Annotated in this window: 11 protein-coding genes; 6 read left to right on the forward strand and 5 right to left on the reverse strand. The window is 59.9% G+C overall.

All coding sequences use genetic code 11. The features are described from left to right. Positions 1-179 precede the first annotated feature (179 nt). Positions 180-701, reverse strand: coding sequence for a hypothetical protein (locus MTP39_RS00935; RefSeq protein ID WP_249241101.1), 522 nt, complete (start codon positions 699-701; stop codon positions 180-182). A gap of 491 nt (positions 702-1,192) precedes the next feature. On the opposite strand from MTP39_RS00935, the gene MTP39_RS00940 reads away from it, so the two are divergent. Next, positions 1,193-2,113, forward strand: coding sequence for a nucleotidyltransferase family protein (locus tag MTP39_RS00940; protein ID WP_249241102.1), 921 nt, complete (start codon positions 1,193-1,195; stop codon positions 2,111-2,113). Between the two features lie 304 nt (positions 2,114-2,417). On the opposite strand, the gene MTP39_RS00945 is transcribed toward MTP39_RS00940, so the two are convergent. The 3 genes from MTP39_RS00945 to malQ all read right to left on the reverse strand — a co-directional run bounded on the left by MTP39_RS00945 (position 2,418) and on the right by malQ (position 5,438). Then, positions 2,418-2,858 carry a hypothetical protein gene (locus MTP39_RS00945; RefSeq protein ID WP_097785222.1) on the reverse strand — a complete coding sequence of 147 codons (441 nt, stop codon included), beginning with the start codon at positions 2,856-2,858 and terminating at the stop codon, positions 2,418-2,420. 60 nt (positions 2,859-2,918) lie between these two features. Next, positions 2,919-3,725, reverse strand: a complete 807-nt coding sequence (locus MTP39_RS00950) for a GGDEF domain-containing protein (protein ID WP_249241103.1) — start codon at positions 3,723-3,725, stop codon at positions 2,919-2,921. A gap of 147 nt (positions 3,726-3,872) precedes the next feature. Further along, the gene (gene malQ / locus MTP39_RS00955; RefSeq protein ID WP_249241104.1) at positions 3,873-5,438 is read right to left on the reverse strand and encodes a 4-alpha-glucanotransferase; all 1,566 of its coding nucleotides are present in this window, start codon (positions 5,436-5,438) and stop codon (positions 3,873-3,875) included. Positions 5,439-5,972: 534 nt separating this feature from the next. Here malQ and MTP39_RS00960 point away from each other — a divergent pair. The 5 genes from MTP39_RS00960 (at position 5,973) to MTP39_RS00980 (ending at position 12,054) form a co-directional block, all read left to right on the forward strand. Continuing rightward, a complete protein-coding gene (locus tag MTP39_RS00960) occupies positions 5,973-7,163 on the forward strand; it encodes an alanyl-tRNA editing protein (protein ID WP_249241105.1) in 1,191 nt (396 codons plus the stop codon). Continuing rightward, positions 7,160-7,927, forward strand: coding sequence for a tRNA (guanosine(46)-N7)-methyltransferase TrmB (trmB, locus tag MTP39_RS00965; RefSeq protein ID WP_055186195.1), 768 nt, complete (start codon positions 7,160-7,162; stop codon positions 7,925-7,927). The genes MTP39_RS00960 and trmB overlap by 4 nt, the downstream gene beginning before the upstream one ends. After that, positions 7,920-8,099, forward strand: a complete 180-nt coding sequence (locus tag MTP39_RS00970; RefSeq protein WP_249234970.1) for a DUF6472 family protein — start codon at positions 7,920-7,922, stop codon at positions 8,097-8,099. The genes trmB and MTP39_RS00970 overlap by 8 nt, the downstream gene beginning before the upstream one ends. A gap of 15 nt (positions 8,100-8,114) precedes the next feature. After that, complete coding sequence (locus tag MTP39_RS00975) at positions 8,115-9,200, forward strand: putative ABC transporter permease (RefSeq protein WP_249241106.1); 1,086 nt, start codon at positions 8,115-8,117, stop codon at positions 9,198-9,200. Between the two features lie 187 nt (positions 9,201-9,387). Then, positions 9,388-12,054: a bifunctional diguanylate cyclase/phosphodiesterase gene (locus MTP39_RS00980; RefSeq protein WP_249241107.1), complete on the forward strand. Its 2,667-nt coding sequence runs from the start codon at positions 9,388-9,390 to the stop codon at positions 12,052-12,054. A 217-nt stretch (positions 12,055-12,271) separates the two neighbouring features. On the opposite strand, the gene MTP39_RS00985 is transcribed toward MTP39_RS00980, so the two are convergent. Continuing rightward, the gene (locus MTP39_RS00985) at positions 12,272-13,279 is read right to left on the reverse strand and encodes an asparaginase (protein WP_055186189.1); all 1,008 of its coding nucleotides are present in this window, start codon (positions 13,277-13,279) and stop codon (positions 12,272-12,274) included. Positions 13,280-13,292 lie beyond the last annotated feature (13 nt).

The following is a 13,292-nucleotide window of genomic DNA, read 5'->3' on the forward strand; positions in this document are numbered from 1 at the left end:
TAGAAGCCGGGGTCATGGCAGGCTGCTTGCAGCACCCGGAAACCCGGGGCAGCCCTCTCTGCGGCATGAAAAGCGGGGCTTCAGTTTGTCCGCATCAATGTTTTGGACAGGATGAAACTACGCTGATTGTAGCACGCCGGAACAAAAAAATCAAGGGATAGCGGCAGAAATGTACTTTTTTATGCGCCCTGCTTCTCCACGCTGCGCACAGCCAGCGCCTTGGCGGGCTTCATCAGCAGCACGCACACGCCGTTGAACAGCACAGAGCCCACGATGAAGGTGATAAAGAACTGCGGCAGATGGGTGGTCAGTGCAGGGATATCGATGCAGGCCACGGTCAGGTAGGCAAAGCCCACGTTGTTCAGCACCTTGGGTGCGTAAGGGTGCAGGATGATGAGGATGAACAGCACCACGGCCAGCGGCAGAATAAAGCCGAAGAAATCGCCCAGAACAGGGGTCAGGGCGCTGATAGCCAGCAGTGCCACGACCGTGAGCACCAGACCCACAAGGCCGCCCAGTTCCACGGTGACAAGGCGATCCTTCACATCGCCCTCCAGCGTGAACATCATGATGTTACTCAGGAAGATCAGCCAGCTGTACTTCATGCCGGTCAGGTGGATGACGGCGTTTGCAATCAGGATCCAGACCAGCAGCATCAGGCGGAAGTAAAGCAGAAAACGCTTGGTTACGGCCTCGTTCATAGGGGGTGTCCTCTCTTTCTCATCTGCATTGACAAGTGATTCTTTTCAAATGTGCTGATATTTTGGCAAGCGATACTTGCACTGAACGGGATAAGTATACAATACTTCCCAGAAAAAGGCAACAGTTTGGCAAGTAAAAGTTGCAATTTATGTAAATGCCGTTTCCCTCCACGACCCCATCCGTGAAAATGGGTTACAGAAACGCCCGCAGGCGTTTCTGTAACCCGAAATTTAAAATAATTTTTCCGCTGCAACGACGACGACCGCCGCCAGTGGCGGAAACAGGGAGGAGTTGTTGGGGCAGCGGCCAGCAAGACGCGAGTGCCGCCCAAGGCACGATGCGGATGCTGGGTGCCGCAACCCGGAAGACGCGGAGCGCATTCCAAATCGTTCTTCCCCCTCTGCACCTTGCCACAGGCGGCGAAGCAGTGTATAATAGCCTCAGAACGCTACAACGCCGGAAACCCCGGCAGATACAGGAGGAAATACAGATGAATAAACCGGTACTGGTCGTCATGGCAGCCGGCATGGGCAGCCGCTACGGCGGTATGAAGCAGATCGATCCGGTAGGCCCCAACGGACAGGTCATTATGGACTACTCCCTTTACGATGCCCGCCGCGCCGGCTTTGAGACGGTGATCTTTGTCATCAAGCACGAGATCGAGGACGCCTTCAAGGCGGCCATCGGCGACCGCGTGGCCAAGGCGATGGACGTGAAGTACGCTTTTCAGCAGCTGGAGGAGCTGCCCGCAGGCTTTGCCGTCCCGGAAGGCCGCGTAAAGCCTTGGGGCACCTGCCATGCTGTGCTGGCTGCAAAGCCCCTCATTGACGGCCCCTTTGCGGTCATCAATGCAGACGACTACTACGGCCCGGAGGCGTTTCAGGTGATGTACGATTACCTGTCCACCCACGCCGATGATGATTTTTACCGCTACTGCATGGTCAGCTACCTGCTGAAGAACACCCTGTCCGAGAACGGCAGCGTGGCACGCGGCGTGTGCATCAAAAACGAGGACGGCACCCTGCAAAGCGTGACCGAGCGCACCCGCATCGAGCCCTGCGATGGCGGCGCACACTACACCGAGGACGGCGGCGAGAGCTGGGTAGACCTGCCCGGCGACACCCCCGTGAGCATGAACCTGTGGGGCTTTGGCAAAAGCTTTCTGGACGAGGCCGAGCAGCGCTTTGCGGGCTGGCTGACCGAGAATCTGCCGGTGAACCCCCTGAAGTGCGAGTACTTCCTGCCGCTGGTGGTGACCGAGCTGATCGAGGAGAACAAGGCAAAAATTCAGGTGCTGCGCAGTACGGATAAGTGGTTCGGCGTCACCTATCGGGAGGACAAGCCCTTGGTGGTGGATGCCATCGCCCGCAAGACCGCCGAGGGTCAGTACCCCGAGAAGCTGTGGGAGTAAGTGCTTCGCAGGGCGGGACGATTTAGAATGCCCTCCGCTGCGCTCTGGGCATTTTCAGCGGAAAGAATATTTTAAATTTCGGGGTTCAGAAACGCCTGCGGGCGTTTCTGAACCCCATTTTCACGCAAGGAGCTGTAAAGGGAAACGGCAGCGTGTCTAACCCCTTCCGTGAAAATGCAGCGTCGGGCAGCCCGCAGGCTGCCCGACGTTGCTCTAATATAAATAATTCTTCCGCTATTGATGCGCAAAGCGAACGCGGAGCGCATTTAAATCGTTCTGCCATTGCCGCGCAGCGGCACAGCGTTTACAAAAACCGTTCCAGCTGGATGCGGTTATCCTCTTCAAAATCCTGCAGCCGCTGGGCAAGGCGCTTTGCGCCCGGGGCGGCGTTGGGGTAGTCTTTGCAGCTTTTTACGCAGTCCACCACCCCCATGCCGCTGCCCTGCGTGAGCATCTCCGCCAGATTGCGGGTGGACTTGTCCGTAAGGGTCTTGAGCCCGATGCCCATTTTCGTGTTCAGCTTTGCCATGGTGCTCTGCCCCTGTGCGCTGCCGCCGCAGGCTTCGATGGCGGTGTGCGCCTCCTGATTGAGCTGGTGATAGATGTTCCGCTGGCGCAGCAGTTCGGCCTTGAACTGCACATCGCTGGTCATGGGTAAGATCTGCTCCAGGGTGTTCTTGCCCATCTCGGTGTTCTGCACCACCGCTTCCAGCAGGTTCAGATTATCGTTTTTCTGGTTTTCCATACAAAAAATCCCCCTTTGGCACCTAGTATGTGCCCCAAGGGGGATTTTATACGGTTGTTTTCAGCAGATCTTATTGCCGCCGGAGATCTGGATGCCGCGCAGCCGCTCGTCACAGATGGCGTACAGGCGCTGCCAGCAATTGGTGCTGGCGTCCAGTTCGTCCAGCCCTGCCACTGCGACACTCAGGGTAAAGGGCACCCGCTTCATCATCCCCATGGAGGTGATGCATTCGTGGGGCATTCCGGCGTAGATGTTCCGCATCTGCTCGGCCAGCTGACCGCCGTCCAAGTCCAGACAGCCCACCACAAAGGTGGTGCCGGTCAGGCGGCAGACGATCTGACTGCCCGGGATATCGAAATACTTTTTCCACTGGTTTGCCACAAAGCAGATCAGCTGATCCATCACCGGCTGACCGTAGGTGTCCCGCAGCTGTGCACCGTGATCCAGCGATATCAGCGCCACAGCAGCCTTGCGCCCCTGTGCAGCCCAGCGGTCCAGCTCGGCGGCGATCACGGTCTCCAGATAGCGGCGGTTGTACACGCCGGAAAGGAAGTCGTGGTTCAGATCCTCGCGGCACAGCTCCCGCTCGCGGGCGCTCATGCGCTCTTCCGGCAGCAGATTGCCTGCCAGCGGGGCGGACATGGTGATCCGCCACAGCTTGCCGTCTGCCCGCACCGTGCGGTGCAGCACGCAGCTTACCCGGCCGTTGCACAGGGCGTAGCTCACCTGTAAGCCCTCGTCCTGCCAGCCGGTGTCCTGTGGCAGCTCGTCCAGCAATACCGTTTCAAACGCAGTCTGTGCGCCCTCGACAAAGGTGCGCAGATCCTGCTCTGTCCATTCTCTGTCCATCTGTAATTTCCCCATCATCAGTACGCGCCGCCGCTTCCGACGGGCGAAATTCCAATTTTCCCACAAATCCGGGAACTTACGGCTATTATACCATTGAAATACAGATTTTTCCAGCAAAACGCACAAATTTTTACGGCAGTTTTTACAATTTCGTCAGATTGCTAATTATTTCACGTTTTGAGCATCTGCATTGCAGCGGCAGTACACGGCGCACTCGGCTTCGATCTGTGCGGCAAGGGCTTTGGAGTCAAAACCGGCCTTGGCACGCCATGCCCAGTTGCCGCCCAGCTTGCCCGGGGTGTTCAGGTGCGCCTCGGCACCCAGACCCAGCCAGTCGTACATGGGAATGATGGCTCTGTCGGCCACCGAGCCCAGCGCAGCCCGCAGCAGGGCGGTGCGCGCGGCGGCGGTCTTGACGGCTGCCACCTCCTTGGCGGTGGGTTTGCAGGAGGTCAGGTGCAGATAGGCCGCAGCAGTGGCCTTTTCCTTTTCGGAAGCGCCGTTCTCCCACCAGTCGGTCAGGGTGGTGTTGTCGTGGGTGCCGGGGTAGACCACGCCGTTCTTGACGTGGTTATGGGGCAGATACTCGTTGTCCCCGCCGCCAAAGGCGAATTGCAGCACCTTCATGCCCGGGAAGCCACTGTCGGCCAGCAGCTTGCGCACGCTGGGGAACAGCTCGCCCAAATCCTCGGCAATGATGGGCAGCTTGCCCAGTGCGGCTTCCAGTGCATCGAACAGCTCCATGCCGGGGCCGTTCTCCCACTTGCCGGTGCGGGCGGTGGTACTGTCTGCCGGGATGGCCCAATAGGTGTCGAAGCCGCGGAAGTGGTCAATGCGCAGCAGGTCGTAGATGCCCAGCGCGTGGCGCACCCGCTGGATCCACCAAGCGTAGCCGGTCTTTTTGTGGTACGCCCAGTCGTACAGGGGGTTGCCCCACAGCTGACCGTCTGCGGAGAAGTAGTCCGGCGGGCAGCCTGCCACCCGGGCAAAGCGGCCGTCGGCGTCCAGCTCAAACAGCTTGCCGCCCACCCATGCGTCCACCGAGTCGGCAGAAACGTAGATGGGGATATCGCCCAGGATCTGCACGCCCTTTTCGTTGGCATAGGCCTTGACGGCCTGCCACTGGACGCTGAACTTGTACTGCACAAACTTCCAGAAGCCGATCTCCTCTTCGTTTGCGGCAGCAAAGGCAGCCAGCGCGGCCTTGTCGCGGCGGCGGTAGGGGGCGTCCCACTCCACCCAGTTCTTCATCTTGTTGGCGACCTTCAGCGCCATGTACAGGGCGTAATCCTCCAGCCAGTCCTCGTTGGCAAGGGTAAAGGCGTAGTAGTCGTCGGGGTAGTAGTAGGTGCAGCCGTGCAGCCCGGCGCACTGGCTGCGCCATGCGGCGTAGGCCTTGCGCAGCACTGCAAAGCGGCTGACATACAAAGTGCCATAGTCCACTTCCAGCGGGTCTTTGCCCCAGCTCTCCGCCTTGAGGTCTGCGGCGGTCAGCAGACCCTCTTTTTCCAGCGCTTCCAAGTCCACAAAATAGGGGTTGCCCGCAAAGGCAGAACAGCTCTGGTAGGGGCTGTCGCCGTAGCCGGTGGGGCTGAGCGGCAGCAGCTGCCAGATCGTCTGCCCTGCCGCAGACAGGAAATCCACAAATTGAAATGCCGCCTTGCCAAAGCAGCCGATCCCGTAAGGGCCGGGCAGACTGGATACCGGCATCAGAATACCACTTTCACGCATGATCCGTTACCTTCCTCGCTGTCAATTTTCGGGAATATTCGTTGTTTCCTATCATAACATAACTGTAAACTATTTTCCACAGGCAAAAATCGTGGTATACTGGTTTTTATGGGGTACCCCCTCAGCTTCGCTGCGCTCAGCAGCTCCCCCAAGGGGGCGCCTTTGGCATGGCGGCAAAGTTTCTCACTGCACTTGATACTTTAAAATATGGCTGACGGCGTGCGCCCTCTCAGTCACCTGCGGTGACAGCTCTCCCAAAGGGAGAGCCAAGAGCACTGCCGGAAGCTTCCTCTTTGCACCTAATACTTTAGCGATGCGCTTTACGGCGTGCGCCCTCTCCGTCATCGCTGCGCGATGCCACCTCTCCCAAAGGGAGAGGCAAGAGCACTGCCGGATGCTTTCTCATTGCACTTAAAACTTTAGCAATGAGCATTAGACCTTGGCTCTCCCCTTGGGAGAGCTGGCGCGGGAGCGCCTGAGAGGGCGAGCGCTCCACTATTGTCAATCGTTCTATCTACAGGAGGTACTCGCGCGATGCAGCGCACTGAAAAATATTTTGAGCAGGACGCCTTCCGCACCGAATGCGAAAGCGTCATCCTTGCTGCAGAGCCGGACGAAAAGACCGGCGGCGGGCGCATTGCGCTGGACGGCACGGTGTTCTACCCGGAGGGCGGCGGTCAGCCCGCCGACCGGGGCACGCTGACCCTGCCGGACGGCACGGTGCTGCAGGTGCAGGACGTCCACGAGCAGGCGGGCGTCATCTGGCATACGGTGGATGCCCTGCCCGCTGCCGCAGCGCCCGGCGCAGCTGTTGCCGGCTGCATCGACTGGGACTGGCGGTTCGATAAGATGCAGCAGCACACCGGCGAGCATATCCTCTCCGGCATCCTGCACCAGATGTTCGGGGCGGAGAATGTGGGCTTCCATGTGGGCACCGAGGCCGTGCGCATGGACACCAGTGTGCCCATCAGCCCCGAGGGGCTGCGGCAGGCCGAGCTTGCCGCCAACCGCATCGTGTGGCAGGATGTGCCGGTGCTCATCAGCTACCCCACCCGGGAGGAGCTTGCCGCCCTTGTCTACCGCTCCAAAAAGGAGATCGAGGGGCAGGTGCGCATCGTGACCATCCCGGGTGCGGACGTCTGCGCCTGCTGCGGCACTCACACCCGCACCACCGGTCAGGTGGGGCAGATCAAGATCCTTGCCAGCGAGAACTACAAGGGCGGTGTGCGGCTGAGCGTGGTGTGCGGGGCCCGTGCGCTGGCGGCGGCACAGGCCATGCGCGCCCGGCAGGCGGACATCGGCGCGCTGCTCTCTGCCAAGGCCGACCAGACCGCTGTGGCGGTGCACCGGGTATACGACGAGTATACCACGCTCAAGTTTACACATTTCGGACTGTGCAGCCAGCTGTTTGACGCCCTTGCGCAGCTGACCGCGCCCGATGCGGACGCCATCCGCACCCTGCCGGGGCTGGACCCGGACGGGCTGCACCGGCTGGCTGTCCGTCTGACCGAAGCCACCACCGGCCTGTGCGCCGCCCTGACCCCCACCGAAAAGGGCACCGGCTACTGCCTTGCCCGGCGGGACGGCGATGTGCGCGCCCTGACCAAAGCACTGAACGCCGCCCTGAACGGACGCGGCGGCGGCAAGCCCGGCATCTGTCAGGGCAGCTGCGCCGCCACCCCGGAGCAGGTGGAGAGATTTTTGAAGGAGAACAACAAACTATGAGAATGCGTTTCAAACCCTATGCCCACGACGAACTGATGGCCGCGGATTTCCATGTGCACGAGCCCCTGATCTGGGGCGGCAAGTGGCACGGCCAGTATGCCCGCCCGGAGCAGCCCTTTATTCTGGAGCTGGGCTGCGGCAAGGGCGGCTTCATCTCCCAGCTGGCCTGCGCCCACCCGGAAAATAACTATCTGGGCATCGACATCACCGATAAGGTGCTCATCCTTGCCAAGCGCAAGATCGAAGCCGCCTATCAGGCAGCGGGGCGCCCCATCGACAACGTAAAGATCATGAGCACCGATATCGAGCGCATCAAGGGCGTCATCACCCCGGAGGACGAGGTCAGCCGCATCTACATCAACTTCTGCAACCCGTGGAGCAAGAACGACTCCTCTCACAAGCACCGCCTTACCTACCCGCGCCAGCTCATCGCCTACCGGGAGTTTTTGAAGGACGGCGGCGAGATCTACTTCAAGACCGACGACGATGATCTGTTCCGGGACAGCGTGGAGTACTTCCCCGCTTCCGGCTACGACATCGAGTGGATCACCTACGATTTGCACGAGAACGAGCCGGAGTGGAACATCCGCACCGAGCACGAAGGCATGTTCACCGAGATGGGCATCAAGATCAAGGCGCTCATTGCCCGCAAGAAGCCCGGTGCCGACAGCGTGACTTGGGTAGACCCCAAGGTGCTCAAGCGGATGGCACGGGAAGCTGCCGCCGCCGAAGCCGCCGCACAGGAAGGCGAAGGAAATGTCTGACCCCTGTGAGCTGTGCCTGAATAATGTTCAGGACGAATACGGCAGCTATTACTGTGCGCAGGGCGCTGCGCTGGACGAGGACGAGATGGCACGCTATCTTGCCCGCAATACCGCTGCCTGTCCCTTTTTTGAGCCGGGGGACGAATATAAGATCGTATCCAAACAGAACTGAAGAACGGAGGTGCCTATGGTAAGCTTTCTTACCGATACCGTGGTATGCGGCTTTTCGCTGTACCATATTCTGGCCTATTTCCTGATCTATTCCTGCATAGGCTGGTGTCTGGAGGTCATCTATGCCGCCGCCACCACCGGTCAGCTGGTGAACCGGGGCTTCCTCAACGGCCCGGTCTGCCCCATCTACGGCTTTGGCATGGTCATTGTGCTGTTTGCCCTTACGCCCTTGCAGCACAGCATCCTGCTGCTGTATCTCGGCGGCGTCATCCTGCCCAGTGCGCTGGAACTGGCGGGCGGCTGGGCGCTGTATAAGATCTACCACACCCGCTGGTGGGATTACAGCGATTTTCCCTTTAATATCGGGGGCTATATCTGTCTGGAATTCTGCCTGCTGTGGGGCGTGGGTACGCTGGTGGTCATGCGCATCGTGCACCCGGTGGTGGCAGACCTTGTAAAGCTCATTCCGCCCTTTGTGGGGGTCATCCTCATGTGCTTTCTGTACGCCGTGTACGCAGTAGACGTGGTGGCTACCGCCATTGCTGCCTCTGCGCTGGCCGATACGCTGGACACCATGGAGCAGCTGGGCGACAGTATCCACGCCGTCAGCGACGCCATGACCCAGCTGCTGGGCACCACCACCCTGAATGCCGACCAGAAGCTGGACGAGGGACGGCTGCAATTCAAGCTTGCCGCCGCCGAGGCGCGGGATGCCGCCGGAAAGCGCCCCTCTGCCCGTGAGACGCTGGCTGCCATCCGCGCCAAGGCCGCCGAAGCCAGCGAAGCTGCCCGCCGCGCCAGCGAGGACGCCCGCCTGAACGCTGCCGAAGCTGCCAACGCCGCCCGCCTTGCTGCCAAGGGCACTGCCGAGCGCGCCGCCGAGCTGCTGCAATTGGAACAGCTGGCCGCAGAGCTGCAGCAGCGCAGCGAGGAAATGCAGACGCAGCTGCTGCGCCTGCCCCGCATCGTTGGCCCGCGCCGTATGCTGCGTGCCTACCCCAAGCTCCGGCACGGCAAAAAGCTGCGCAGCCTGCCCACATTGCGGGAGATGCTGCACCGCGCCGAACAGGAAAACAAGGACGACAACAAGAAACCCCAATGACCCCGAATGCCGCACCGGCGCTGCCGTGTGTGGCATTTTTGTTGCGCTCTGCTCGAATAATGTTGTTAGAAAGTGTGAAAAAACTATTTCAAAACCGCTTAAACCGTGTTATACTGATTATAAAGTATACAAACCGACCGCAATCGGCTTATCCGCATTGAATCTATCCAAATTGTGAGGAATCGTCATGTCAGAGGAACGAAAGACCAAAACAGATGCCGCCGCACCGGCACCTGCTGCGTTGGAGCGGATCGACCGCAAGGACGCATTTTTACAGGCCCTGCATACATTCCTGACCGCGCATCAGGGAACGGAATGGGCTGTCGCCGCTGTGGATATCCAGCACTTCAAGCTTTATAACGAGCTTTACGGCACCGAAAAAGGCGATGCTCTGCTGGAAACTGTGGCAAACTGTCTGCTGGGTTACAGCAAGCAGACCGGCTATCCTGTGGGCTATTTTGGAAATGATGACTTTTTCCTGTGCCTGCCGGACGAAAAAGCCGAGCAGACCGCCGTGCTTGCTACATTGCAGGCCTGCATGGCTGCCGGCAGACAGGATGTCACCTTTTTTGTGGTAATGGGCGTGTGCCCCGTGCAGGCAAACCCCGGCGCGGATGCCGCCACCCTGTGCAACTACGCGCAGATCGCCGGTGTAACGACCGACAGCGGCTATCTGCACCGCTTTGAGCCCACCATGCTCAACGAACTGAAAGAACAGCAGCAGCTGTTGGGCGAGTTGGAGCGCGCACTGGACAACCACGAATTCTGCTTCTTCCTGCAGCCCAAGTGCAACAGCATCACCCGCGCCATCGTGGGCATGGAAGCGCTGGTGCGCTGGAATCACCCCACCCGGGGCTGCGTCCCTCCCGCCGAGTTCATGCCGCTGCTGGAGCGCACCGGCCTTGTGACAAGGCTGGACCAGTACATCTGGGAATCCGTCTGCCAGACTTTGCAGAAGTGGCAGGAGAGCGGCAGCAACCTTGTGCCGGTATCGGTGAACGTTTCGGTGCAGGATATCCTGAATCTGGATGTGCCGCAGATCTTTGCAGATCTGGTGGAAAAATATAAGCTGGAGCCTAAGCTCCTTCTGGCTGAGATCACCGAGACCATGGTGGCCGAGGACACCCAGATGGTGGAAAGCGCCATTCAGGGGCTGCACCGCAAGGGCTTTGCGGTGATGATGGACGACTTCGGCAGCGGGTATTCCTCGCTGAATATGCTCAAGGATACCAACGTCGATGCCATCAAGCTGGACATGAAGCTCATCGACATGAACCAGGAGAACCGCAGCAAGGGCGTGCAGATCGTGGAGTCGGTGGTGGATATGGCACACCGGCTGAATCTGCCCATCATCGCCGAGGGCGTGGAGACCCCGGAACAGGTGTCCATGCTGCAAGCCGCAGACTGCCTGTACTCGCAGGGCTACTACTTCTTCAAGCCCATGCCGGTGGAAAACGCCGAAAAACTGCTGGCGCAGCCCACCAATCAGGATTACTGGGATCTGCGCCGCGACCTGATGCGCCGCGACCGCCGGGTGGAGAACCCGGGCACCGAAAAGACTGCGCTGGCGCTGCAGGCCTACCAGATCTTTACCGACAACGTGCTGGAGATCTCGCTGCTGAACCTTGCCACCGGTGCGTACCGGGTGATCAAGCGGGATGCCCGCCTGCTGGGTGCAGATCTGGAAAAAGAAGAGGATTTTGTCAACTACTGCGACCGCTTGGTGAACGAGAAGATCGTGCACGAGGAGGACGCAGACCTGTTTTTGGAGCAGACCGATCTGGAGGCCTTGCGCTCTGTGCTGTACCACGCCACTGCGCCGGAGTTCTACCGCTACCGCGAGAACGTGTCCGGCCAGTATATCTGGGTCACCACAGAGGTGCTGCCCTGCCGTGGCTGCTGCGCCCAGAACCCGTGGGCGACCGTGCTGGTGCGCAACGACGCACAGGCCGACCAGCTCAGCGAGGAGCTGGACTTCTCTTACAGCCACGACACCCTGACCGGCCTTGCCAACCGCAGCCGGTACGAGGCCGACCTGCGGGAGCTGCCCCACAGCGGGTACGAGTCCGTGGTGTGCACCTACATTGATGTGGTAGGGATGCACGAGGTGAACGAGCATCTGGGCCACCGCAGCGGTGACACCCTGCTGTGCTGCTTGGCAAATGCCGCCCGCAAGTTCTTTGCCACCAGCCGGGTGTACCGCATTGGCAGTGATGAATTTGTCATCCTGACCCCCAACGAGCCGCCTTACAGCGTGTGGAGCACTGCAGACCGGATGCGCGCCTTCCTGAAGGAAAAGGACTACGCTATTTCCGTAGGCATCCAGCAGACCACCGACCTGCGCCATGTGGACGAAGCCGTGGCCAAGGCCGAGGCTGCCATGCGGCAGGACCGGCAGACCTACTACGAGCACAACGGCCGCGCCCGCCAGCTGGAAGGCCTGAACGAAAAGATGGAGCGCACCCTGCAGGAAAAGCGGGACGCGGAGCACTTTTTGAAGGTGCTTGCCCCCAAATACAAGACCGTAATCGTGGTGGACTTGCAGCAGGATACCGTGCGCCCTATCATTGTGCCGGATTACTTCCAGTCTATTCTGGATACCTGCGGCGGCTCTTTCCGGGCTGCGCTGACCAACTACCGCGACACGCTGGTAGCGCCGGAGAACCGGGACGGCTTTGCGGATCTGCTGGATTTCGGCCTTGTGCGCAGCACCGTGTTCAGCAACAACCTGCTGGAGCACCGCTACCGCAAGACGGATGGCCGCAGCTTCTGCATCCGTGTGACCCCCTACTCCCGCAGCGGCTCCCACATCAACGAGGTGCTGTGGATCTTCGCGGATGAAGAGGTAGAGTAAAATATTTTTATAAACTATAAAAGCAGCCAGACCGCCCGGTCTGGCTGCTTTTTCGTTTTCAGGAATAAATGCCGTTTCCCTCCACGACCCCTCCCGTGAAAAAAGCAGCTCCGAAACGCCCGCAGGCGTTTCGGAGCTGCAAATAAAAATATCTTTTCCGCTGATGATGCGCAGAGCAACGCGGAGCGCATTTAAGATCGTCCCGCGTCCGCGCGGCTCAGTGGTAGAAGGTGTCAAAGTTCACCTGACGATAGAACCGCTGCTGCAGCTGGTCAAAGCTTTCGCAGTTCTGCGCCAGCAGCCACATACTTTTGGTCACTACGGCCTCGATGGTCATATCGTGGGCTTCCAAGAAGCGGAAGCGGTTGCGCACCCGCTTGCCCACCTCGTACACGCCCACATCGCTGCCCTCGTAGGTGACCTGCGTGGTCATGATAAGTACCTTGTGGGTAGTCTCGTAGTCGCCCAGCCCGGCGGCAAAGGCGTCCATCAGCTGCTGCGGGATGCCGCCCACGCCGAAGCTTTCCACGATGACGCAGTCGTACAGGCGGAAGATCTCCGGGATGAGCGCCGGGGACATGCCCGGGGTCAGCTTGAGCAGGAACACCCGGCTGTCCAGTGTGCGGCTGAACTCCACCGGGCCGGTGGGCCACGGCGAGGGGATGTACCGCACCAGCCGGTCACCCTGCACCAGCGCCAGCTCCGGGAAGTTGACCGAGGCAAAGGCGTCGTAGCTGATGGTCTTGTTCTTTTTGGCGCGGGTGCCCGCGATGACGTGCCCGCCAAACACTACCATCACGCCCCGGCTGCCCGGGTCGATGGCGCAGACCACGCTGTCCCGCAAGTTTTTCTTGGCATCCGTGATCTCGTTGGAGATGGGCTGCTGCGCGCCGGTAAGGATGATGGGCTTATCCGCGTTCTGGATGAGATAAGAGAGCGCCGCCGCAGAGTAGGCCAGCGTATCCGTGCCGTGGCAGATGATAAAGCCATCGTACAAGGCGTAGTTTTCCTGAATGGCGCGTGCCATCATCAGCCAGTGCTCCTGCCCGAGGTCGGTACTGTCGATGCTGCACAGCGCCAGCGTTTCCGGGCAGCACAGCTCCTTCAGCTCCGGCAGATGGGCAAGCAGTTCCTCGCTGCTAAGCACGGGCTTCAGCCCCTGCTGGGTGCGCACGCTGGCAATGGTGCCGCCGGTGGTGATAAAAAGCAGACGTTGTTTGGACATAAAGCAAAAGCCC

Source organism: Faecalibacterium sp. I3-3-33, assembly GCF_023347295.1.
Classification (GTDB): domain Bacteria; phylum Bacillota; class Clostridia; order Oscillospirales; family Ruminococcaceae; genus Faecalibacterium.